Source organism: Arthrobacter sp. NicSoilB8 (genome assembly GCF_019977355.1).
In the GTDB taxonomy this organism is placed as follows: Bacteria; Actinomycetota; Actinomycetes; order Actinomycetales; family Micrococcaceae; genus Arthrobacter.
Genome location: NZ_AP024655.1, coordinates 184156 through 206813, shown reverse-complemented (window position 1 = coordinate 206813; position 22658 = coordinate 184156). Strand labels below are relative to the sequence as shown.

The 22658-nt window shown below is 67.2% G+C and carries 15 protein-coding genes; 4 read left to right on the top strand and 11 right to left on the bottom strand.

What is annotated here, in order from left to right:
* Positions 1-9 precede the first annotated feature (9 nt).
* The 3 genes from LDO15_RS00930 (at position 10) to LDO15_RS00920 (ending at position 6505) form a co-directional block, all read left to right on the top strand.
* Positions 10-900, top strand: coding sequence for an AAA family ATPase (locus tag LDO15_RS00930; RefSeq protein WP_223983002.1), 891 nt, complete (start codon positions 10-12; stop codon positions 898-900).
* A 452-nt stretch (positions 901-1352) separates the two neighbouring features.
* Positions 1353-6137, top strand: coding sequence for a DUF6531 domain-containing protein (locus LDO15_RS00925; RefSeq protein ID WP_223982999.1), 4785 nt, complete (start codon positions 1353-1355; stop codon positions 6135-6137).
* The gene (locus tag LDO15_RS00920; protein ID WP_223982996.1) at positions 6134-6505 is read left to right on the top strand and encodes a hypothetical protein; all 372 of its coding nucleotides are present in this window, start codon (positions 6134-6136) and stop codon (positions 6503-6505) included. The genes LDO15_RS00925 and LDO15_RS00920 overlap by 4 nt, the downstream gene beginning before the upstream one ends.
* A 65-nt stretch (positions 6506-6570) precedes the next feature.
* On the opposite strand, the gene LDO15_RS00915 is transcribed toward LDO15_RS00920, so the two are convergent.
* Both LDO15_RS00915 and LDO15_RS00910 read right to left on the bottom strand, forming a co-directional pair.
* Positions 6571-9585 carry a Tn3 family transposase gene (locus LDO15_RS00915; protein ID WP_223982993.1) on the bottom strand — a complete coding sequence of 1005 codons (3015 nt, stop codon included), beginning with the start codon at positions 9583-9585 and terminating at the stop codon, positions 6571-6573.
* 303 nt (positions 9586-9888) lie between these two features.
* Complete coding sequence (locus LDO15_RS00910; protein ID WP_223982990.1) at positions 9889-10932, bottom strand: NAD(P)-dependent alcohol dehydrogenase; 1044 nt, start codon at positions 10930-10932, stop codon at positions 9889-9891.
* Positions 10933-11076: 144 nt separating this feature from the next.
* On the opposite strand from LDO15_RS00910, the gene LDO15_RS00905 reads away from it, so the two are divergent.
* The gene (locus LDO15_RS00905) at positions 11077-11967 is read left to right on the top strand and encodes a helix-turn-helix transcriptional regulator (protein WP_223982986.1); all 891 of its coding nucleotides are present in this window, start codon (positions 11077-11079) and stop codon (positions 11965-11967) included.
* A 57-nt stretch (positions 11968-12024) separates the two neighbouring features.
* On the opposite strand, the gene LDO15_RS00900 is transcribed toward LDO15_RS00905, so the two are convergent.
* From LDO15_RS00900 to LDO15_RS00860, 9 genes are all read right to left on the bottom strand, one after another.
* The gene (locus LDO15_RS00900; RefSeq protein WP_223982983.1) at positions 12025-12447 is read right to left on the bottom strand and encodes an STAS/SEC14 domain-containing protein; all 423 of its coding nucleotides are present in this window, start codon (positions 12445-12447) and stop codon (positions 12025-12027) included.
* Positions 12448-13127: 680 nt separating this feature from the next.
* Positions 13128-14774 (bottom strand): aldehyde dehydrogenase family protein, encoded by a 1647-nt coding sequence (locus LDO15_RS00895; RefSeq protein WP_223982980.1) that lies wholly within the window; start codon positions 14772-14774, stop codon positions 13128-13130.
* The gene (locus LDO15_RS00890; RefSeq protein WP_223982977.1) at positions 14771-15529 is read right to left on the bottom strand and encodes an HD domain-containing protein; all 759 of its coding nucleotides are present in this window, start codon (positions 15527-15529) and stop codon (positions 14771-14773) included. Before LDO15_RS00890 ends, LDO15_RS00895 begins: the two co-directional genes overlap by 4 nt.
* Positions 15530-15570: 41 nt before the next feature.
* Positions 15571-16908 carry an FAD-dependent oxidoreductase gene (locus LDO15_RS00885; protein WP_223982975.1) on the bottom strand — a complete coding sequence of 446 codons (1338 nt, stop codon included), beginning with the start codon at positions 16906-16908 and terminating at the stop codon, positions 15571-15573.
* Between the two features lie 2 nt (positions 16909-16910).
* Positions 16911-17231 carry a 2Fe-2S iron-sulfur cluster-binding protein gene (locus tag LDO15_RS00880; protein ID WP_223982973.1) on the bottom strand — a complete coding sequence of 107 codons (321 nt, stop codon included), beginning with the start codon at positions 17229-17231 and terminating at the stop codon, positions 16911-16913.
* A 49-nt stretch (positions 17232-17280) separates the two neighbouring features.
* The gene (locus tag LDO15_RS00875) at positions 17281-18102 is read right to left on the bottom strand and encodes an SDR family oxidoreductase (protein ID WP_223982971.1); all 822 of its coding nucleotides are present in this window, start codon (positions 18100-18102) and stop codon (positions 17281-17283) included.
* Complete coding sequence (locus LDO15_RS00870; protein ID WP_223982969.1) at positions 18095-19981, bottom strand: PEP-utilizing enzyme; 1887 nt, start codon at positions 19979-19981, stop codon at positions 18095-18097. The genes LDO15_RS00875 and LDO15_RS00870 overlap by 8 nt, the downstream gene beginning before the upstream one ends.
* Positions 19982-20049: 68 nt before the next feature.
* Positions 20050-21234 carry a PEP/pyruvate-binding domain-containing protein gene (locus tag LDO15_RS00865; RefSeq protein ID WP_223982967.1) on the bottom strand — a complete coding sequence of 395 codons (1185 nt, stop codon included), beginning with the start codon at positions 21232-21234 and terminating at the stop codon, positions 20050-20052.
* A 5-nt stretch (positions 21235-21239) separates the two neighbouring features.
* Positions 21240-22517, bottom strand: a complete 1278-nt coding sequence (locus LDO15_RS00860) for a cytochrome P450 (RefSeq protein WP_223982965.1) — start codon at positions 22515-22517, stop codon at positions 21240-21242.
* Positions 22518-22658 lie beyond the last annotated feature (141 nt).

Sequence of the window (22658 nt, the reverse complement as noted above, 5' to 3'; positions counted from 1 at the left end):
GGAACGCCCATGACCGCCAAGGATGAGAATGACGACGGACGCCGCTTCCTCTTCAACAATCTCGGCGAAATTTCCGCCGCGCCGCCACCGGTCCCGTCCGACACGCCGGCACTTCTCATCACCAAGGAGCACCGGCGCTTCACCGAATTCGCCACCGCCGTGCGCACCAACCGCCACATCGGCGTCTGCTACGGGCCGCCCGGCGTCGGTAAAACCCTCTCCGCACGCGCCTACGCCGGCGCGACCGAATGGGAACAATGGCAACGGACCGGTCAAACCAACACCGAGCCCATCCCTGCCCGCGTGCTCGAAGCCAGAACAGCATTCTGGACCCCCACCGTGACCATCAGCCCCCGAGAGATCGACCGGCAACTACCCCGCACCTGCCAGAGAATCTCCTGGGCAGTCGAATACGCCCGGGACGGCAACATCGACGTCTTCGAGCACCGCGACTCCCGGGCATCCGGCCTGACCGAACTCCTCATCGTCGACGAGGCCGACCGGCTCAAACCCCCGGCGCTCGAGCAAGTCCGGGACTACTACGACCGCCACACCATGGGCGTCATCCTTATCGGCATGCCCGGCATCGAAAAACGCCTCGCCCGCTACCCCCAGCTCTACAGCCGCATCGGCTTCGCCCACCACTACCGGACCCTCAGCACCGAGGAACTGACCTTCGTCCTGGCAAACCGCTGGCAGGAACTCGGCCTGACCATCGACCCCCACGACTTCACCGACGCCGAAGCCATCGCCGCCGTCGCCCGCATCACCAACGGCAACTTCCGGCTCATCCAACGCCTCTTCACCCAGATCACGCGCATCCGCGACATCAACCAGCTCCACAGCATCACCAAGGAAGTCGTCGAAACAGCCCGCGAAACCCTGCTCATCGGCACCTGAACGCGCCAAATAGCGCCGCGAAATACGCGCCAAATACCGCGGAGGATTACAAGACAAGACACGCCGAAATCGAAAATACAGTCGCCGACAGTCTCACAATCCCACGTTCATGAGACGTGCCCCAAGGCCGATCGATCGCAATGTTGTGACTTTTAGTCGAGAACGACGCTTAAATCGCACTTCACGACGGTGGTTTCGTGGTGCCGTTTGGCATCCCATGGACAGTCCCACAGTCCTAGCAATCGATCAAGGTGCTTGATCGGCGTTGACGAGGGGGTTTAGTGTCTTGTGCATTACTCGTTTGGGGGATCGGGCTTTCGTGATAGTGGATCGCTTGTATCTGCTTCGTAGAAAGCTCGAGGATGATGAGGTCTGTCCGGCGTTCGCTCCTGCCTTTCGTTTTCCGCCCTGCTGTTGCGCCGCCGATTAGGCCGGCCGGACAAGCCCGTCCGTTGCCAGCGATACAACTGTGGCTGGCGGTCTTCCTCGCTGTCGCGGTGGGGCCGGCGGGTCTTGTTGGTGTTGCGGGACCGTTGCCTGCGGCGAGGGCCGCGACGGTCTTCTCTAGCCAGACGCTGTCCTCGGATACGGTGTGGACGGCTTCGGGGTCGCCGTACTGGGTCCAGGGCACGCTAAAGGTCGCCGCCGGGGTAAGGCTCACGATCGAACCCGGCGTGGTGGTCAAGCTCGGGAATTCCAGCAACCAGACCGCGACACTGCAGATCGACGGCCAGTTGATCGCACGTGGTACCGCCGCGGCGCCGATCGTGTTCACCTCGGCCAAGGACGACTCGGTCGCCGGGGATACAAACGGCGACGGGCCAGCGTCAACTCCGGGCAAAGGAGACTGGCAGACAATCCGTCTGACGAACAGCGCTGCGCCTCAGTCCGTGATTGACCGGGCCTACTTCCAGTATGGAGGGTATGGGACAGGTGGGCTTTGCGGTCCCTCGGCGGAGCTGACCGTTTCCGCGGGTGCATCCTTATCGGTGACGAACAGCGATTTTCGGCAATCCCCGTTCTCGGGTGGGACAGTGAATTCCGGGGCCGGGGACGTCCGGGTCGCCAATAACAGGTTCTATGAGGGCAACTGCGGCGTCACCGCTGACAGCAGCGGTGCCTTCACTGACAACGTCTTCGAGAGCAGTCTTACCGGGTATTCGGCGCGGTTCCTTTCCCCGTCGGCCGTTAAGTTCTACGACAATTACGCCGCCAAGGCAATCTACGCCGGCGCCACACCGGGGCCCACCCGGCAGCAGCTGGACATGCAGGGAAACACGCTGATCGGCGGGGCGCTGGATCAGCCGTCAAACCAGGACCCCCAGGACCTGAGCAACAACTGGTGGGGCCACGTCCTGGAAGACCCGCCAAAAGGCTGCTTTGATTTCAACACCACGTACATTCCGGCGATGAAATACGCGCTCGATTCCGGCAGCCCATGCGGGCAGCAGGGCAAGCTGTCCATCACAGGCTACTTCACGACAGTCACGCCGGCATTGACGGAGGCCCCGCCGATGCCGTCTGCTGGCGTTACGGGTGTGGGAACCTATGCCGGATCCGTCGATGACGGCCAGGTGTATGGTCCCGACGGGGGCTCGGAGTTCGCAGCTGCGCCGGTCGGTTCGCAAGCCGACCCGGTGAACACCGCGATCGGTGCCCTGACACATACCGAGTCCGACCTTGGCCTTGCCTCGAAAACCGGGAACCTCACCCTGAACCGCTTCTACACCTCCACGGACTCTGCTGAGGGGCCGTTCGGGCGGGGCTGGAGCCTGGGCTACGACATCCGCCTGACCGTGCAGGGCACCGAGGCAGTGCTGAAGGCCGGCAGCGGCCAGCGCATCAAATTCACCCAGAACCCCGACGGCAGCTACACCGCGCCGACGGGAGGGATGGCCGGCCTGGTCCGCAACCAGGACGGGACGTTCGCGGTGACGACCCGGTCCGGGCTGGTGCATTCCTTCGACACTGACGGGCGGCTGACGGCACTGGTCGACGGCCAGGGCCGCGGCCCGAACTATGCCTACGACGGCGGCGGCCGGCTGACCCAGGTCACCGACGGAACCCGGTCCATTACCTTCACCTGGGACACCGCCGCGGAGCGGATCACCGGCGCCCAAACCTCGGCCGGGCAGGCCGTGACCTACAGCTACACGAACGGGCTGCTGACCGGGGCCACCAACGCCCTCGGCGGCACCACCACCTACAGCTACGATGCCGGGAGCCGGCTGACGGAGGTCAAGGCCCCCTCGGGGCGCACGATCGTCAAGACGGGCTATGACCTGCTCTCCGGGCGTGTGGCCGATCAATGGGATGGACTGAACAACCACAGCGCCTTCGCCTGGGAGGCGGCGACCTCGACCGCGACCATGACGGACCCGCGCGGCGGGGTGTGGAAGGACGTCTACGCGGGGAACGTGCTGCAGCGCCGGGTCGATCCGGTGGGAAACACCACCGATTACGAGTACGACACCCAGCTGCGGTTGATCGCCACCCACGGCCCTGACGGGGTGCGCAACGCCATCAATTACACGGCCGCCGGGGACGTGAAGTCCTTCCAGGGCACCACGCAGACGGTCAGATCTGACTACAACACCGCGCACCTGCCCACCACCACGACCAACGCCCGCGGCTACTCCAGCACCCGGGGATACGACGCGGCGAACAACCTCACGCAGCTGACCAGGCCCAACCCGGCCGGCGGAAGCATGACCGCGTCCTTCGCCTACGACGCGGCCGGGAACGTCACCTCGGCGACGGACCCGCTGGGAAACACCGGCACCTTCGAATACAGCGCGGACGGGGACCCCACCAAGTCCGTCTCCCCGCTGGGCTCGGTGACCTCCATGGGCTACGACACCGCCGGCCGGGTGACCGGCGTGGTCTCCCCCAGGGGCAACGCCCCGGGTGCGGACCCAAACCAGTTCACCTGGCGCTACGAGTACGACGCGCTCGGCCGAACGGTAAAGGCGACCAACCCGGCAGGCCAGTTCGAAACCGTCGAATATGACGCCGACGGGCAGGTCACCAAGGCCACCGACACCGCCGGCCGCTCCACGACCTACCAATATGACGCCGCCGGGCAGGTCACCTCCGTGCAGGGCCCGGACCTGACTGTTCCGCCCACGGCGACGGCCTATGACGCCAACGGCAACATCACCGCCATGACCGACACCCTGGGCCGGAGTACAACCTTCCAGTACGACGCCGCCAACCGGGCCACCAGCGTCACGAACCCGCTGGGCACCTACACCCTCACCTACACGAAGCGGAACCAGATCGCCAGCATTAAGGACCCGCAGAACGCCGTCACCACGTACACCTACGACGCCGCCGGCAGGCTCACCAAGACCGATGCGCCCGGCAATGATGGCGACGTCACCTACACCTACGACGCCAACGGCAACCGAGCCTCGATGGTGGACCCGAACGGCACCACCACCTACACCTACGACTCCCTCGACCGGCTCACCACCGTCACCCGCGCCGGACGGACCTTCACCCTCGCCTACGACGCCGGCTCCCGACTCACCGGGCTCACCAGCCCCGACGGGGCAGTCACCGGCTACACCTACGACGCTGACGGCAGAGTCACCCAGGTCAAGAACGGCGCCACCGTCGTCGCGGCCTACACCCACGACCCGGAGGGCAACACCCTCACCGTCACCCGCGCCGACGGATCCACAGCCACCCACACCTACGACACGCTCGGCAGGCTCACCCGGATCACCGACGCCACCACCGCCGCGACCCTGCTGGATGAAACCTACGCCTACGACGCCGCCGACAACCCGGCCAGCATCACACGCCCCGACGGCACCACCGACACCTTCAGCTACGACACCCTCGACCGGCTCACCAAAGCCTGCTACACCACCGCCTGCGCCACCAGCACCGAAATCCTGGAATGGACCTACGACCACGCCGGGAACATCCTCACCGAGAACCGCAACGGCCAAACCACCACTCACAGCTACAACACCAAGGGACAGCGCACCCAGACCACAGCCCCCGGCGGCACCACCAACTACACCTACGACACCAAAGGCCAGGCACTCACCGCCGGGACGACCTCCTTCACCTACACCAAGGGCGGACGCACCGCCACAGCCACCACGGCCGCGGGAACCACGAGCTACAAGTACGACGGCGACGGACGGCGGCTCAGCGCCACCCTCGGCACCACGAAAACCAGCTTCGAATGGGACCCGTTCTACCGGCTGACCAATGAACTGGATACCAATGGCGCCCTCCTCCGGCACTACACCAACGGCGACCAGCCCCTCACCGTCAACGACGCCGCCGGATCAGCCGCGTACCTGCACCCGGACCGGCTCGGCTCCATCCGCGCCGTCACCGACGCCACCGGGACAGTCACCTCCGCCGGTGCGTGGGAACCCTACGGCCGGCCCCGGGCCACCGGCCCGAACAACCCCAACGCACCCCCGCTGGGCTGGCTCGGCCAATACCAGGACCCCACCGGCCTCACCCACCTGCGCGCCCGCCAATACGACCCCGCCGTGGGCATGTTCCTCGCACCCGACCCTGCCGCGTCCACCAGCACCTCCGGAACCTACACCTACGCCGCAGCCAACCCGCTGAGGTACATCGACACCACCGGCCTGTTCTCGTGGGATGACGTCCTCAACAACGTCCAGGACGTCAGCGGCATCGTCTCCGACGTCGCAGGCGTGGTCGCCATCGTGGCGGCCTGCACCGGCGTCGGAGCGCCCGTTGCGGCCATTGCCGCAGGCATATCCATCGCCGCCGGCGCAGTCCACGCCGGAACCAAAGCCATCCAGGCCTACAACACGTGCAACACCGGCAAAGGCTCCTGCGGCGACGCGGTTGCCGAGGCGCTCCTCTCGGCTGCAGCTATTCCCCCCGGCGGCAGGCTCATCAAAGGCGCAGCGGCCGGAGCCAAGGCCCTAAAAGGTGCCGGAACAGCCGCAAAGGGCGCCGACGAGGCTCTCGCTGGGGTTGACGATGTCCTCAACGGGTTGTCGAAGGGGCGGCAGTCGACTGTCCGAACAGTCCGCTCGGATGCCGAACTCCAGGACGTGCACGGCACACTGTCTCGCGGCGGCACGCCCATCGAGGTCCCCGGCTACAAGGGTTCATGGATTGAACGTCCCGATGGCGTCCGCATCGGTCTCCGTGACGCTTCTAAGAGCGGCGGACGCACCATCGATATTAGGTATCCAGACGGCACGATTCGGAAGGTACACACCAAATGACAACTCCGGAGAGCGCTCGGACCCTTGCTGAGGATCTCCTCGCGAGAGCAAGTGACGATTGGGTCACGGCAGCGGAAGTTATCGATCTCGCCCGGAGATCAGGGCTCGAAGACCCCGAGGACCTTCGCGACCTCTCCGTGGGTCTGATAGCTCGACTTGTGGTGACCGGACTCCTTATCCCGGGTGAGTACGACGGCTCTGTCCACCGCCCATGGGAGTGCAGCACCGCCCAAGCGATTGCGCGCATCGCAGAGGATTGGAGCGCCCGGACTGATCCGTTCGTGATGCCAGGAGAGATCGTCTGGCTGGACACGACACCAGAGGGTCAGCGCCTCGGCGATGCGGTTCTTCGGAGGGAATCCGAATGACCGGAGGTGACGCCGCGACGCCGTCGGCTAAGCAGCCCCCGCGCCGCCCGGCCGGGCCCCTGGTGTCAGAAGAGGGTGTCGCGCACACGCAACGGCCGGTATCCGGTCGGTCCCAGCTGAGCCAGCTCGCCCTCGATGTCCACGTCGATGGATCCGAAGAAGTTGACGTTCTCGCTGTGCGCCGGGGAGATGTGCGCGAGGACTTCGTCGTCGATGCGCCGCCCGGCCTGCCGCATCGAATCCACCGCCAAGCCGTAATACTCCGTCGTCCAGGCCACCACGGCGTTGGTGACCAGCGTCAGGCACCACGCCTGCTCCGTCTGCTGCTCCAGGTGCCGCGCCCGGACGGCGCCCTCGTGGGCGTAGAGCAGGTCCCGTTTGAGTGCGTGCAGCGACTCGCCCTTATTCAGCTGGCGGGAAATCTTGCGCCGGTAGGCAGGGTCGGCGAGGTAGCGCGCGGCGTAGATGGTGCGGCGCAGCGCCCCGTATTCCTTCAGCGCCGCCGCCAGCGCGTTCTGCCTCCCGGACGCCGACAGCTTGCCGACCAGCAGTGACGCCGTGGCGTGCCCGAACTTCAGCGACCCGGCCAGCCGGAGCAGGTCGTCGTAGTGCTCGGCGATCAGGTCGGTGTTCAGCTTGCGGGTCAGCAGAGGCCCGGTGTTCGGATAGTCTGCCTCGACTTGAGCTCGGGGTCCGGCACGGTGGAGGGTGATCTTGCCCAGGTCCCGGATGCGGGGCGAGAGTTGGAGTCCGAGCAGGTCGAACAGGGCGAAATTGACCAACGTCACCCCATGCGTGTCCGTCGCGTGCTCGGTGATGGGAATGTCGGTCGCGTTCCCCAGGATTTCGTCGAGGACGTAATGGGCCTCGCGTTTCGTGGCGACGATGACCTTCGTGCCATAGATGGTGTGCTGGTCGGTCACGTGCGTGTACGTCGAGAGCCCTTCGTTCGCGAAATACCTACTGAGAGCCCTGGCAGTGACGGACTTGCCGCGGGTCGGGAAGCGCTGGCCGTCCGATGAGGACAGTGTTCCGGTGCCGAACACCGGGGTCAGCGGTAGCCGTTGGTGGTAGTCGATGAGCGCCAGGTTCGCCGCGCGCAGCGTCTCCTCCCGTACATACCACTCGGCAGTCCAGGCCAGCACGTCGTAGGAGATGCCGCACGCGTGGGCCATCCGTGTCAGGCCGAGGTTGGTGGAGTGGCTGATCAGCACCGCGATCAGGTTCCGCTTCAACTCCGGGCTGCGCGCCTGCTTGCCGCCGGCGTGGGTGAAGCAGTCCAGGTAGCCGGTCCGTTTGTCCAGCTCGATCAACAACGACACGATCGGCGCGAACGGCAGCATCTCGGTCAGCTCCGCCTTCAACGCCGTCGCCTCGGCCGGGACGTCCTCGGCGGTCAACGGCGAGATCACCAGGTCACCGGCTTCGTCCAGGCGGACCGGCCCGTCCCCGCCGGCCAGCACCTCCTCCAGCTCGCCGAGCGCCTCACCCAGCTCGTCCTCCGCCGCGGCCAGCGCACGGGCGGGGTCGGCCGGCTTACCCGCCAGCTGGCAGAACTCGGCGCGCTGGTTGGCCCACTTGTCGGCGGTCAGCAGGTAGGCGGCCGGGTCAGAGTAGCGGCGCGAGCCCGGCACGAACACGTCCCCGGTCCGCAGTCCGTCGCGCAGGGCCAGCAGCGTGCACAGCTCCCAGTAGTGCCGGTAGGCGCTGCTGTTGCCGGACGCGGCTGCGGTCTCCAGGTAGCCGCGCCACCGCGCGGGCACGAACCCGGTCGGCGCGTCGGCCGGGACGCGGCGGGCCCCGGTGGCGTTGAGTCCGCGCAGGATCTCCACAGCCTCGAGCAGCCCGGTCGCGGCGGTGCCGCCGCCGAACGTCACCGCGGCAAGGACCTGCGGGGTGAACTGCCGCAGATACCCGTAGGAGCCGTCCAAGGCCGCGAGGAGCCCGTGATCGCGCGGCAATCGCGGGTCGGCCTGCGCCACCGCGGATCGCAGACGGGCCCACCCAATCCGATCACCACGGATCAGCCCACCGACCTCCTCGTCCGCCACGGCCGGGTCTGTGACGATGGCCAGCAGGTCATCCAGCAGCGCCTGCCGGTCCTCCCCGGCCTTGCCCCGCTCGGCAAGCGCCTCGCGCATCTTCCGCCCGGCCTTGCTCTCCCGCGCGGAAATGGCCTGGTCAAACAGCTGCACGACCTCATCGAGCACATCGGCCGCCGACTGCGCCAACACCGTAAGCAGGATCGGGTAACGGCGCTGCGGATCGCGCCGCTCCAGCGCCTGCGCGGTCAACCGGCGCCCGACCGTGGCCAGGAACCGGCGCCGCTCCGCGGGCAGCACCGACAGGTCCAGGGTGTCCGCGCCCAAGCCACGCAGAAACTCCAGCTTGGCGACCTCAGCTTTCACCGCAGCCGGGGACGCCTCGACAGGGCCCGTCGACAGCCACCGCAACCGGGTCATACCGATCTCCGGGTCGGTCACCAGCAGCTCGTCCAACGCGACGCACCGGGCATCGGTAAACTCACGCGCCAACCGGTCGAACGTCTCCCGCTGAGCCTCGGCGCGAGCATGCGCAACCCGCTCGACCACGGTCACCGGCCCAGGCCGGATCACCCGCGCCGAGATCAAGTACTCGCATCCCAGCCGGAACAACAACGTCGGTGAGTCATGCTCCAACGACCGAGCCAGCAGGAACTCATCCAGCTCCTTGAGCTCCATCGTCGTCGGCAGCCGCCAGCCCAGATACTTTGCGACCAGCCGCAGATGCTCGGTCCGGGTCTTCGCCCGCCGCCCGTAAGACTGCAACTCGTCCGGGTCGACACCGAGCTGGTCAGCCAGCCGGGCCACCGCCACCAGCGGCGCCGAAGACACCTTGTCCGGCACGAACCCCAGCCACGGCAACGTACACAACGCCACCGCCAAACCGAGCCGGTCAGCCGGTCCACGCCCCCGGCCGGGATCAACGAACGCAACATCCGCCGGGGTCAGGGTGAAGAACCGGAACAACTCGTCCCGGCCGATCTCCGGGAACCCCCGAAGCCGATCCAGCTCCCCATCCGCGAACACCTGCGTAGCCAAGAACGACCTCCAACGAGCCACAGATTCCCAGCTCAGAAGCCTACCTCAGCCATATCCGCCCGATTTTCGGCGAGTACTACGGCGACCCCAACATGTGCGCCGGTCCCTTGACGCTTGGCTTCTTGACTCGGAGTTCCACTGTCATTCCTCACAGGGTGTCGGTTCGGTGTTGCTTTGCCGGCGGCCGGGGCCGCGCCCCCGGCAGCTCGCCGTCGTGCTTCGGCATCTTCGTCCGGGGGCGCGGCCCGCCGCCCCGGCCAGGAGTTCTGGCCCGGGGTCCTAACTCAGGTCCTAGCTCGGGTCCTAGCTCAGGGTCGCGGTGTCGATCACGAAGCGGTAGCGGACGTCCGAGGCCAGGACACGCTCGTAGGCGTCGTTGATCTTGCCGGCCGGGATGACCTCGATCTCGGCGCCCAGGCCGTGCTCGGCGCAGAAGTTGAGCATTTCCTGGGTTTCCCTGATTCCGCCGATCATGGAGCCGGCGAAGGAGCGGCGTCCCATGATGAGGGCGAACGCGTTGACCGGGAGCGGTTCGGCCGGTGCGCCGACGTTGACCAGGGCGCCGTCAAGGGTCAGCAGCTGGAGGTAGGAGCTGATATCGATCTTGGCGCTGACCGTGTTGATGATCAGGTCGAAGGTGCCGGCCAGGTCCGTGAAGGTGTTTTCGTCGCTGGTGGCGTAGTAGTGGTCCGCGCCCAGCTTCAGTCCGTCTTCCTGCTTCTTCAGCGACTGCGAGAGGACCGTGACCTCGGCGCCCATGGCGTGGGCGATCTTGACGGCCATGTGGCCCAGACCGCCCAGCCCGACGATCGCGACCTTCTTGCCCGGTCCGGCGCCCCAGTGGTTCAGCGGGGAGTAGGTGGTGATTCCGGCGCAGAGGAGGGGCGCGGCGACGTCGAGCTCGATGCCCTCGGGGATGGTGACCACGAAGTCCTCGGTCACCACCACATGGGTGGAGTAGCCGCCCTGGGTGATGGTGCCGTCGCGGTCCGCGGCACCGTAGGTGCCGGTGTTGCCGGCCAGGCAGTACTGCTCCTCGCCGGCCCGGCAGTTGACGCACTCGCCGCAGGAATTGACCATGCAGCCGACGCCGACCCGGTCCCCGACCTTGTGCTTGGTGACGGCGGAGCCGGTCTCGGCGACGATCCCGGCGATTTCATGGCCGGGGACCAGCGGGTAGGACTGCGGACCCCAGTCGCCGCGGACGGTGTGGATATCCGAATGGCAGATCCCGGCGTACTTGATCTCGATCAGGACGTCGTGCGGGCCCACGTCGCGGCGCTCAACGGTGGTGGGGACGAGCGGCTCAGTCACGGACGGGGATGCGTAAGCATTGACGGTAAGCAATGAATCTCCTGCTTGTTGGTCGTTGGGGGTTGTTCAACGGAACACCATCCATCAAACCCGTTTCCACCAAGCTGAGGGAGTCCCTGCTGATAGGGGTACTGGCAGGGTCTCCCTTAGAGAGCCGTAAGGCCTAACGTTGAGGGCATGGATAATCGAGACGCGACCCGCGAATTCCTTGCCTCGCGCCGGGCGAAGATCACCCCGGAGCAATCGGGGCTGCCGGTCTACGGTGCCAAACGCCGGGTGCCGGGGCTGCGCCGCGGTGAGGTCGCCATGCTGGCCGGCGTCAGCGTCGAGTATTACACCCGGCTGGAGCGGGGAAACCTGTCCGGCGTTTCCGAGGGCGTGCTGGAAGCTGTGGCGAAGGCCCTGCAACTCGACGACGCCGAACGGGCGCACCTTTTCGATCTGGCCCGGGCAGCGGCCCCGGGCAGCCTGACCCGCCGTCGTCCCCGTCCTGCCGAATCTGTCCGGCGGAGCATTCAGCTGACGCTGAACGCCATCACCAACGCGCCCGCCTTTGTCCGGAATGGGCGCATGGACATCCTCGCGGCCAACCCGCTCGGTTACGCCCTCTATTCGGACATGTACGCGGGGCCTGGCCGGCCGGCCAACCATGCCCGGTTCATCTTCCTGGACTCCCGTTCGCACAGCTTCTACCCGGACTGGGCGCGTGCGGCGAACGACACCGTCGCGATCCTGCGCACCGAGGCCGGCCGGGACCCCTACGACCGCGGGCTGACCGACCTTGTCGGCGAACTCTCGACCAGGAGCGACGAATTCCGCACCCTCTGGGCCGCGCACAATGTCCGCCTGCATTACACCGGGCTCAAGCACCTCCGCCACCCGGTGGTCGGGGACCTCCACCTGATGTACGAGGCACTGGATATCTCGGCCGACGCCGGGCTGTCCCTGCTGGTCTACAACGCCGAGCCCGGTTCCGCTTCCGAGGACGCTCTGCGGCTCCTGGCAAGCTGGGCTTCGACCAATCTCCAGATCAAGGAAACCGAGGCCGCCGCGGCTGATAAGGCGTAACCGTCACCGGTGCTGTCAGGCCGAGGCTGTCAGGTCAGGGCCGTCACGTCAGGGCCGTCAGGTCAGGGCGGAGATGCCGTCCGGATAGCCCTCGGGCCGGCTGCCGCCGCCGGCGGCGAAATTGTTCAGCCATGCCATGGCGTCGTCCCTGGACGTGAAGAATTCGTGGGGATACCGGGTGTGCCGCTTCATTGCCGCCGCGACTACGCGATCCACGGTGCTGGATCCGAGCACCGCAATCGCCAGGACCCCTGCAGTCTGGGCGAACTCGTATCTGGCGGCCGCGCTGATCTCCACGTCCGTCATTTCAGAGAGCATTGGCATCGGGGTTCCCCCGGTGATCTGCTCGACGGCCCGCATGGCCTCCTTGGCGTCGTGGACGTCGACAACGGAGCCGGGCTGCCAGACCGATGTGATGATGCCCGCGCTGACGCTCAGCACGTTCTTTCCGTGAGCTGCGGTAATGTGTCCTGGCATCATTGTGACCATTCTAGGGCCGGCCGTATTCAGGCCGGGCTTTGGGGTCCGGTGCGCGTGGCGGACCGCAACAGTGCCTGGCTCCGGCGCCCTCGCGCCTTCCCTCATGCCCGCGCCTATGCCCGCGCGGGACATGCTCCCCGGTGCTGCCAGGCAATGAGCATGTCCCCACAGAGTGATTGCCTGTCCCGAACATGCTCCCCGGCGTTGCCCACCAATGAGCATGTCCCCTTTCCGGTCAGGACATGTTCCACGGCGCGGCCCAGGAAGGAACATATTGCGCTTATGTCCACTGCTTGGCACCAGAGAAGGACATGTCCCGTGGCCCCTGGTTCCGCGGAACTGAGACCGCACGGTGTTTGGCTCCATCCGTGGCATCAAGCCGTCCGGCTGAGGACTGGCCCTCATTGGCCACGGCGCCCCTGGGGACATGCACCGCGCTGTCGCTCAGCAGCGGACATGTCCCGCGGCCCCGTTGGCACATGCCCCGCGCTGCGCCTGAGCGATGGACATAGTGGGCTTATGCCCATCCCTGGGCGCCGGAGGAGGGCATGTCCCGCAGCCCCGTTGGCACATGCCCCGCGCTGCGCCTGAGCGATGGACATAGTGGGCTTATGCCCATCCCTGGGCGCCGGAGGAGGGCATGTCCCGCGGCCCCGGTGTCACCGTGTCGAGCCGCCCGGTCAAACCTTCCGGTGGATCGACTTGTAGCTCAGGTAGGCGTTCAGGCCCTCGGTGCCATACTCGGTGCCCAGGCCGGAGTCGTGCCGGCCGCCGAATGGTGCGGCATGGTTTGAGGCAAAGAAATTGATGCCCACCGATCCTGTGTCCATCCGGTCCGCCACAGCCAGCGCCGCGGCCGGGTCCTGCCCGAACACGAGCCCGCCCAGGCCGAACTCGGTGTTGTTCGCCAGCGCCACCGCCTCATCAACGCTGCCGTCGGCGTCGTCGTACTTCAGGATGCAGATCACCGGGCCGAAGATCTCCTCGCGGGAGATCCTCATGTCCGGCGTGACGTCGGCGAACACGGTAGGTTCCACGAAGTACCCGCCCTCGAGCCCACCGCCCAGGGCCGCCGCCCGGCCCCCGGTGGTGGCGCGGGCGCCTTCGGCCAGTCCCGACTCCACATATTCCAGCACGGTCCGGTACTGCGATTCCGTGGCACACGGACCAAACACCGTGCCGGGGTCCAGCGGGTCCCCCTGCTTCCCGGCAGCGATGGTGGCGGTCACCATATCCACCACTTCCTCGTAACGGCTCGCCGGGGCCAGGATGCGGGTGGAGATGTAGCAGGTCTGCCCGGTGTTGCGCATGGACGAACGGATCAGGACCTTGGACATGGCGTCCAGATCGGCGTCCGGCATCACGATCGCGCTCGACTTCCCGCCCAGTTCCAGGGTGACAGGGCGCAGCAGTTCCCCGCAGGCGGCCGCGATCTTCCGGCCTACCGGCGTCGAACCTGTGAAGGCCACCTTGTCCACGCCAGGGTGCTTCACCAGCGCGTCGCCCAGCCGTCCGGAGCCGGTGACCAGGTTGACCACGCCGGCCGGAACTCCGGCAGCGGCCACGGCGTCGATGATCACGCGGAGCGACAGCGGCGTGGGCGACGCCGGTTTGATCACCACGGTGCACCCGGCCAGCAGCGCCGGGGCGAGTTTGATGACAACGAGGTTGATGGGGAAGTTCCATGGCGCGATCAGCGCGCACACGCCGATCGGGTCACGCCGCACCACGGATTCACCGCCGCCGCGCGGGAAGGCGCGCACATCCTCGCGCTCCAGGTAGCCGGCGAGCGTGGCGAAGTAGCGGAAGATGCCCGCGGCATTCGCTGCCGCCCCCGAGGATTCGGAGACGGGCGAACCGTTTTCCCGAGTGTTGGTCAGCGAGAGGTCCTCCGCGCGCTTTTCCACTTCCTCGGCGATGCGCAGCAGATAGGCGGCACGCTCGGACGGTGCCAGCCGCGGCCACTCCCCTTCGAAGGCTCGCCGGGCGGACGCGACGGCGGCGTCCACGTCCTCGGCGGTGCCGTCCGGGACGGAGCCCCACACTTCGCCGGTGGCGGGGTCGGTGACCGGGTTGCGGCCGGTGCCGCGGGCTGCTGTCCAGGCTCCGTCGATGAAGACGCTGTCCACGTGGGTGTGCGGCAGGGTGAGCGCGGCGCGCGCTGCCATGGCGGGAGCGGACGACGGCGGCGCTTCCGCCGCCTCCCCCGATGCCGGGACCCCGGCAGGCGTCCCGGCAGGCGTCCCGGCCTTGGTCCCGGCCTTGGTCCCGGCCTGGCTCTCCGCCGGGGCCCCACCGGAGGTGCCTGCGTGGTGCGTGGCGGTCATCGGATCACCGCCGTCTTGAGCAGGGCCGTGGAGCGGCCCAGGTCCGCGACGGCCATGTCACGGGCCGCCTCGGTGATGAGTTCCGGCACGATTTCCGCGGCCAGCCTGTCCGTGTACGTGGCCGGGTCCATCCCGAACCAGGATGAGGCAAGCGCGATCCCGGCCTGGTCGAAGCGCCACAGCCGGTCCGCATCCCGCATCAGCGCGTCTTCCAGGGAGTGGGCCACGGGGCGGGTGTCGTGGCCGTCGATGATGTCGCAGACGCGCTCCACGAACTCGGCAGGGTAGCCCAGGCCGGGGAGGACCCGGCGGGTCACCTCGCAGCCCTTCTTTTCGTGTTCGTAGCGGATGGCGGCCTTGCGCCAGTCGCCGGCGAAGCCTTCGGAGATGATCCGGGATTCGTCCACGTGGGCCCAGCCGGTGTCGTGCAGCAGCGTGGCCACGCGGACAAGTTCGGCGTCGGCGTCGGGGTAGGCCCGGCAGAGCCGCTCGGCGAAGGCGAGGGAAATCGGCAGGTGGATGTCGTTGCCGCGGGTCCGGGTCTCCTGCACCACGGCCCGCCACACTCCGTCGAGTTCCTCGAGTGCTGCCGGCGTCGTGGCGATCGGCGAGGTGTCCACCGGTCCCGCTGCCGGAACGGGCCGGTCCGGGTACGCTGCGGCAAATGCTTCAGCCGCCGGATGGGCAGCGGCGGCAGCCGTGGTCGCGGCGGCGCCTCCGCCGGCATCGGCAACCGGGGTCTTGGGGGTGGTCATAATGCTCCTTCGGGGGCGGCAGACTTAATGCCTGAGTGCAGTTAGCTGTCTGTCGTGATCGTCTTGAGGGGTGTGGCCGCATCGGCAGCAGCCTCGGCAGGGATGTTCTGGCCTTTGGCCAGGGCGTTCTTCACGGCCATGAAGTCCAGCGGCGCATTGACGCAGTCCGCGGCGATGACCTGGCCGTGGCGGTAGTAGAGGACGCTGAATTTCCCGCGTTCCTCGTCGCGCCGGAGGACGGTCCGGTCGTAGCCGTTGCACAGTCCGGCGATCTGCAGCTTGAGGTCCGCCTGGTTGGACCAGAACCACGGAATGCCGGCATATTCCTCCCGCCGGCCGGTGAGCGAATACGCGGCCACCTTGGCGTGCTCGATCGCGTTGTTGACGCTTTCGAGCCGGATCCGCTCTCCCGGTGCGGAGCCGGGCACCGGGTTGGGCATGTTGGCGCAGTCGCCGATCGCCACCGTGGTGCCGTCGGAGGCCAGCGCAAAGCGGTCCACCACGATCCCGTTGTCGACCGTCAGCCCGAGCTGTTCGGCCAGTTGGGTATTGGGGATGACGCCGATCCCGATCAGCACGATCTGCGCGGGCAGCACGGTGCCGTCCTCGAGTTCGACGCCGGCCACCGCCGGGCGCCGCTCCCCCGGGGCGTCGTTCGCGATGAAGCGCCTGGCGCTCACGCTGAGCCGGATGTCCAGGCCGCGGGAGCGGTGCGCCTGCAGGAAGTACTGGGCCGTTTCCTCGCCGACGGCGCGGCCGACGAGCCGCGGGCCGAACTCCAGGACGGTGACGTTCTTGCCCATTTTCTGCAGGCTGGACGCGGCCTCGAGGCCGATGAATCCGCCGCCGATCACCACCACATCGCTGGCATCGCCCACCCGCGCCTTGAGCGCCAGGGCGTCGTCGGCATTGCGCAGGTACAGCACGCCGTCGAGGTCCCCGCCCTCGATCTCCAGTTTCCGGGCGCGGGCACCCACGGTGAGGGCCAGGCGCTTGAAGGGGAACTGTTTGCCGGAGGAAGAATGCGCGGTTCCGGAGCCGTCCGTGTTCTTGTCGATCCGGACGATGAATTCGCCCTTGACCAGGTCCACGTTGTGTTCGGCCCAGTATTCGTTCGAGCGGAAGATCAGCGATTCGCTCTCCACGGTGCCCTGCAGGAACTCCTTGGACAGGGCGGGGCGCTGGTAGGGCCGGTGGTCCTCGTCGCCGAGCAAGGTGATGTGCTCGTCGAAGCCGAGCGCCCGCAGGGATACCGCGAGCTGGACGCCGGACTGGCTCGCCCCGATGATCAGCAGGCCGGTGCGGGCCGGCGTGCTCGAAGGCGTTGCGCCCTCGGCCTGGGCGGCGGGGGCCGCCTGCTCAACCGCGTTGGTGCTCACGGCTACACCTGGGTTTCCGGGGTGGTGACGAACAGTTCGAGCTCGTCCGTGAGGCGGAGCTGGCAGGACAGCCGCGAGTTGTCCTCGCGGTCCACGGCCGTGCCGTAGAGCATCTCGTCCTCCATGTCCTCCATCGGCGGGAGCTGCGCGAGGCAGTCCTCGCGGACGAAGACGTGGCAGGTGGCGCAGGACAGCGAGCCGCCGCATTCGGCGACGATGCCGGGGACGCCGTTGCGCACCGCGGTTTCCATGACGGAGTCGCCGGTGTTGCCCTGAACGTCGCGGACAGCGCCCTCGGCGTCGGTGAAATGAACCGTTGGCATTGGTCCTCCTTGGGGTTGAAGCGGAAAGGTGGGTGGGTACGGGGTGCGGTCAGATGAACTGGCGGCCGCCGTCGACCACCATGGTCTGGCCCGTGTAGTAGGAACTGTCCGGCCCGGCCAGGAAAAGCGCCGCGCCCACAATGTCCTCCGGCTGGCTGGCCCGCTTGATGGCGCCGCGGTCCACACCGTAGTTCTCGGCGTTCTCCATCAGCCCGTAGCTGGCCTCGGTGAGGGTGAAGCCGGGCGCGATCGCGTTGACCGTGATCCCCCGGCGGCCCAGTTCCTTCGCCATCACCCGGGTCAGGGCCACCACGCCGCCTTTGGAGGCGACGTAGTGCAGCCACTGTTCCGAGCCGCTGAAGATCGTGGCGCTGGAGAGGTTGATGACGCGCCCGCCCTCGGGCAGGTACGGGCTGGCCGCCCGGGTCACGAGCCAGGGTCCCTTGAGGTTCACGTTCATCACCAGGTCCCATTCGGCCGGATCGATGTCCTCGAACGGGCTGCGGGTCACCCCCGCGTACACGGCGGCGTTGTTGAGCACGACGTCGATGCTCCCGTTGCCGAAGTCCGCGCAGCTTTTCGCGAGGGTCTCGGTGGAGTCGACGCTGGTGACGTCGGCGTGGAAGGCTGCCGCGTCGGCCCCGGCATCCAGGACAAGTTTGGCGGTTTCCTCGGCGCCCTGGACGTTGACGTCGGCTACCGCCACGCGGTAGCCGCGGCGGGCGAAGCCGAGCGCGAACGCCCGGCCCAGCCCGCCGGCGGCACCGGTGATCAGGACAGTGCGGGCGGGCCGGCCCGCTTGGCTTGTCTGCCCGGGGCCGTCATATTCCGCAGCGGACATATTCGAGGGAAGCGTGTTCGGATCAGACATGGCTGTGGCTGTGCGCCCCGGGTCCGGCGACCTGCAGCTCCGGTTCCCCGGCATCGGGAATCAGCGCATCGAGGATCTGGACCGTGCCCTTGGTGCCGTCCACCCGCAGCCGCTGGCCGGTCTTGATGGTGGTGGACGCCGAGCCGGTGCCCGTCACGGCCGGCAGCCCGTATTCGCGGCAGACGATCGCCGCGTGGCTCATCATGCCGCCGATGTCCGTGACCGTGGCCTTGATCTTGCCGAAGATCGGGCCCCAGGACGGCGCCGTGACCGTGGCGACCAGGATCTCGCCCTGCTGGACCTCGGAGAGCTGGTCCGCGTCGGTGACAACACGGGCCAGGCCTTCCACGACGCCGGGCGAGGCCGCCATGCCGCGCAGGCCGCCGCCCTCCACTTCAACACCTGCGCCCAGCCACTGCTGGACCTGCTCGGTGGTGATGCCCCAGAGCATCCGGGTGAAGGGTTCGGTGATGGATGCCGGCGGGGTGTTCAGCGCCGGGGCCGGCCGGGCGGTCTTGAGCGCATCCACGATCCCGCGGCGGCGTTCAATCTCCGCCGGCCAGTAGTCCGGACCGATCGGCTTGGCGCCGACGCCCCAGCCGGTGACGAGGTCAAACAGCGCGTCACGGACCTCGTTGCGTCCGAGGTAGAGCAGGTCGTCCGGTTCGGTCCAGAAACCCTCGGCCTGCATCATGCGGCTGAGCTCACGGATCTTGCGCCAGAAGACGCCCATGGTCCAGTGCTCGATGTAGAAGTTGTGGTTCTCCACGTACGGGTAGGCCGTGGCGGCGAGCCCGCGCTTGGCGTCGAAGAGGGCCTGGTTTTCGCCTTCCAGCAGGTCGCGGTATTCCTCGATGATGCGGTCGCGTTCGGCGATCAGGGCCTCGACCGGGCGCATGATTTCCTGGCCCTCGTCCACCCGGCGGATGTAGTCCGCGATGTAGCCGAGCGGGATTTCCTGGTGTTCGTTCCAGTACTTGTCGTGGCCGTAGAAGCCGTTGCCCACGGTGAAGTTGAACCAGGGGTCCTTGGCGGCCTCGTACTGGGCGGTCCACCGGTCCCCGCCGGGGGCGGCGGCGATGGCAGCCAGGGTGGCGTGGACGTCGTCGGTGTTCCCGAAATGGGTCTGCAGCTTCAGTTCGACGGCGAGTTTGGCCAGCTGCTTGAGCTCGTCGTCCGGGCGGAAGAGCTCCATGTCGACGCCCTGGACCATGGTGGCGATGGACTGGTCCGGGATGTTGGGGAAGACCTGCTTGCAGAAGTTGAAGAAATCCAGGTAGGCGATGTAACCCAGGTTGAGGAACTCGAAGTGGTACTGCCAGTTCTGGTAGGCCAGCTGGATGAGCCGGTCGTAGCTTTCCAGGAGCTTCTCGGAGCCGTCCTTGCCCTTGCCGGAGAGGATGTCCTCCATGGGGACCATGTCCGGGAGCCTGGGGAAGGAGATGGTTTCCATCTCGTCGATGGTGCCCTTGACCTTCACGTGCCACTGCTTGAGGAGCTGGTCCCAGTTCTGGAAGTAGTGGCCCACGCGCTGTTCGAACAGGGGCACTCGGGCGGCGATCCGGTCTTCCGGCACGGGGATGGGCGACATGTAGAGGTAGCCCAGGTGGACGCGGAACTCGATGCCGTTGGCGTTGGGGATCATCAGGTGCCGGGCGTTGTACTGGCCCAGGCACTTGACCGCGAACTCGCCGCCGATCGTCTCGAAGGGCTTGAATACGGTGGGCCAGTGCTGGCTGTCGCAGAACCAGAACTTGGCATCCTCCTGCTCCTTGAGCTTGTCCTGGAAGACCAGATAGTACGGGTAGATCTTTTCCCAGCCCTCGGCCCCGGCGGGAACCGGAAGCTCGGAGGGCTTGGGGAAGGACTTCAGGGACATGGCGGTCCTTTCAATACGGGCTCGGCGTTGGGCCTGGGTGACGGAGCGGACTAGCGGGTCAAAACTGTTTAGAAGGACGGCTTCAGCAGCGAGGCTGTGATGCTGCCGAGGTTGAAGCCGCCGGTTGAGGGCGGGGGCGTCGACGACGGTGTGGCGCCTGGCGCCGTCGTGGATGCGGGCACGGCCGCAGGAGTCGCGGGGCTGAGTCCGCTGAAATAGCCGCCGGCGCCCGAGGGCACCGTTTGCTTGACCGCCGCCGGCTTCGAGGAGTGCACGGTTTCCGGGCGGGACTGCAGCAGGAGCAGGTTCTCGCCGTCGGGCAGGTCCGCGTCGAGGGCCCATTCGATGTCCTGCGGGCACTTGTAGTGCTTCTCCGCGCGCTTGGCCATCTGCGCGACGGCGGTGAGCTCGGCGTCGGTGAGGCTGCGCCGGCCGCGCCGTTCGGCGTCGACCTCCCGCTCCACGAGGCGGCCGGCACCGGCGTCCGGGACGAGTTCGGCGTGCTTGTCGCCAAGGTGTTCGGAGACAACGGTCAGCGTGACCTTGTCCAGCATGATGTTGTCCGGCGTGACCTGGCCGGAAACCACCATCTCCCCCACGCCGTAGGAGGAGTCGATAGTGATCTTGGAGCGGTCGCCGTTGGTGGGGTCCATGGTGATGGCGACGCCCGAGACGCGGGCGTTGACCATCTTCTGCACCACGACCGCCATCGAGAGGCCCTCGTTCGGGATGTTGTTCTTGAGCCGGTAGATGATGGCGCGGGAGGTGAAGAGCGAGGCCCAGCACTGGCGGATGTGCTCGGTGACGGCCTTGACGCCGTCGAGCCAGAGGTAGGTGTCCTGCTGGCCGGCGAAGGAGGCGTCCGGGAGGTCCTCGGCGGTGGCGCTGGAGCGCACGGCCACCGGGACGGGATCCTCGAAGCGGGACATCAGGGACTCGTAGGCGGTGACGGTGAGCTCGCGCAGGGCCTGGGGCACCGGGCGGGAGCGGATGTCCTCGCGGATCGCGGCGGAGACCCTGTCCACCTGGCCCATGTCCTCGGGGTCCAGTCCAGCGAGGAGCTGGTGGATATCCCGGGTGATGCCGGCTTCCTCCATGAAGGCGTCGAACTGGGCCGTGGTGACCACGAAGCCGGGCGGGACGGGCATGCCGGCGGACGTCATGGTGACCAGGGAGGCGCCCTTGCCGCCGAGGTTTTCGAGTTTCGGTTCGATGCCGCCGTCGAAGAACTGGACGTATTCGTTGCTGTGCATATTTCTCAGGCCTTCCAGCTGACGGGGACGGTCTCGGGGACGCGGAACGAGAGGTTCTCACGGAAGGAGATGGCTTCCGGGTTCTCCAGCTGCAGTTCCGGGGCGAGCCGGGCCACTTCCTCGAGCGCGATTTTGGCCTGAAGCTTGGCGAGCATGTTGCCCAGGCAGTAGTGGATGCCAAACCCGAAGGACAGGTGCTCGCGGGCGTTGGGGCGGGTGATGTCGAAGTCCTCGCCGGCGTCGAACTTGTTCTCATCGCGGTTGGCGGAGCCCATCAGGAGCAGCAGCTGCGCGCCCTCCTCGATCGCGACGCCGCCGACCTCGGCGTCCTTGAGGGCCTTGCGGCGCCAGCCGACGATCGAGCCGGCGTAGCGCAGGACCTCGTCGATGGCGGCGGGGATCTTCTTCGGGTCCTCCACCAGCTGCTTCCACTGCTCGGGCCGGGCCAGGAGTTCGCGGAGGGCATTGGAGATCAGGGTGGTGGTGGTCTCGTGGCCGGCGAAGAGCAGGCTGTAGAGGACGGAGGCGATCTCGTGGTCGGAGATTTCCGCGCCGTCCTGCTGCGCTTTGACCAGGTCCGCGGTGAGGTTGTCGCCGCCGTCCTCGTGGGCCACCCGGACCAGGCGGAGGCATTCCTGCCAGTACTCCACGAGGTTGTGGGCGTGCGGGACCTGTTCCTCGTCGGTGAGGTCGCCCCACGTCATGGCGGCGCGGGAATCGCTCCAGCGCTTGAAGGTGTCCACCTGGGAGACGTCGGCGCCGATCAGGGTGAGGATGGTGATGGTGGGGACGTCGTAGGCGAGGTCCTTGACCATGTCGCCGCGGTGTTCCGGCCGGGCCAGCATCTTTTCGAGCAGCCCGACGACGTTCTGCCGGATGAAGGGTTCGAGCGCCTTGTAGCGGCGGGGCGTGAAGGCCTTCTGGACCACGGCGCGGATGCGGGTGTGCTCCGGCGGGCGCCGGGCGGACAGGCCCGAGTAGGCGGTGAAGCCGCCGTCGTCCATGATCTTCCTTGCCGCGGCGCCGCGTTCGCGGACGGGCGCCTGGGCGTTTTCGCTGGAGAAGGTCTCCCAGTCTTCGAAGACGGCCTTGATGTCGTCATAGCGGGAGACGACGTAAAGGCCGATCCGCTCGTCGAACATCACGGGCTGCTCGGCCCGGAGTTCGGCGTAGGCGGGGAAGGGATCCTTCATCTGGAACGGCTCGTAGCCGTGGTGCCCCGCGGGGGCTTCGGCGCCGTGTCCGAAGGGACAGCGGCCGGCCGTTTCAGTCGACGATGACATCTAGGCTCCTTGGTTTTCCGGTCCCGCCGGCAGCGGCAGTGCATGCCGGGGGTTCTGTTCACCAGTGTGGCCCCCATCACCCCGAAATGGCAGGGATTACTTCCACTGAGCGGAAGCCAGTTGGAGAAGGTCCGGCGCCGC

Coding starts and splice junctions, on each gene's coding strand:
- LDO15_RS00930 (WP_223983002.1), top strand. CDS start 10: ATGACCGCCAAGGATGAGAATGACGACGGACGCCGCTTCCTCTTCAAC.
- LDO15_RS00860 (WP_223982965.1), bottom strand. CDS start 22,517: ATGTCATCGTCGACTGAAACGGCCGGCCGCTGTCCCTTCGGACACGGC.
- LDO15_RS00875 (WP_223982971.1), bottom strand. CDS start 18,102: ATGTCTGATCCGAACACGCTTCCCTCGAATATGTCCGCTGCGGAATAT.
- LDO15_RS00865 (WP_223982967.1), bottom strand. CDS start 21,234: ATGCACAGCAACGAATACGTCCAGTTCTTCGACGGCGGCATCGAACCG.
- LDO15_RS00880 (WP_223982973.1), bottom strand. CDS start 17,231: ATGCCAACGGTTCATTTCACCGACGCCGAGGGCGCTGTCCGCGACGTT.
- LDO15_RS00890 (WP_223982977.1), bottom strand. CDS start 15,529: ATGACCACCCCCAAGACCCCGGTTGCCGATGCCGGCGGAGGCGCCGCC.
- LDO15_RS00870 (WP_223982969.1), bottom strand. CDS start 19,981: ATGTCCCTGAAGTCCTTCCCCAAGCCCTCCGAGCTTCCGGTTCCCGCC.
- LDO15_RS00895 (WP_223982980.1), bottom strand. CDS start 14,774: ATGACCGCCACGCACCACGCAGGCACCTCCGGTGGGGCCCCGGCGGAG.
- LDO15_RS00920 (WP_223982996.1), top strand. CDS start 6,134: ATGACAACTCCGGAGAGCGCTCGGACCCTTGCTGAGGATCTCCTCGCG.
- LDO15_RS00900 (WP_223982983.1), bottom strand. CDS start 12,447: ATGATGCCAGGACACATTACCGCAGCTCACGGAAAGAACGTGCTGAGC.
- LDO15_RS00905 (WP_223982986.1), top strand. CDS start 11,077: ATGGATAATCGAGACGCGACCCGCGAATTCCTTGCCTCGCGCCGGGCG.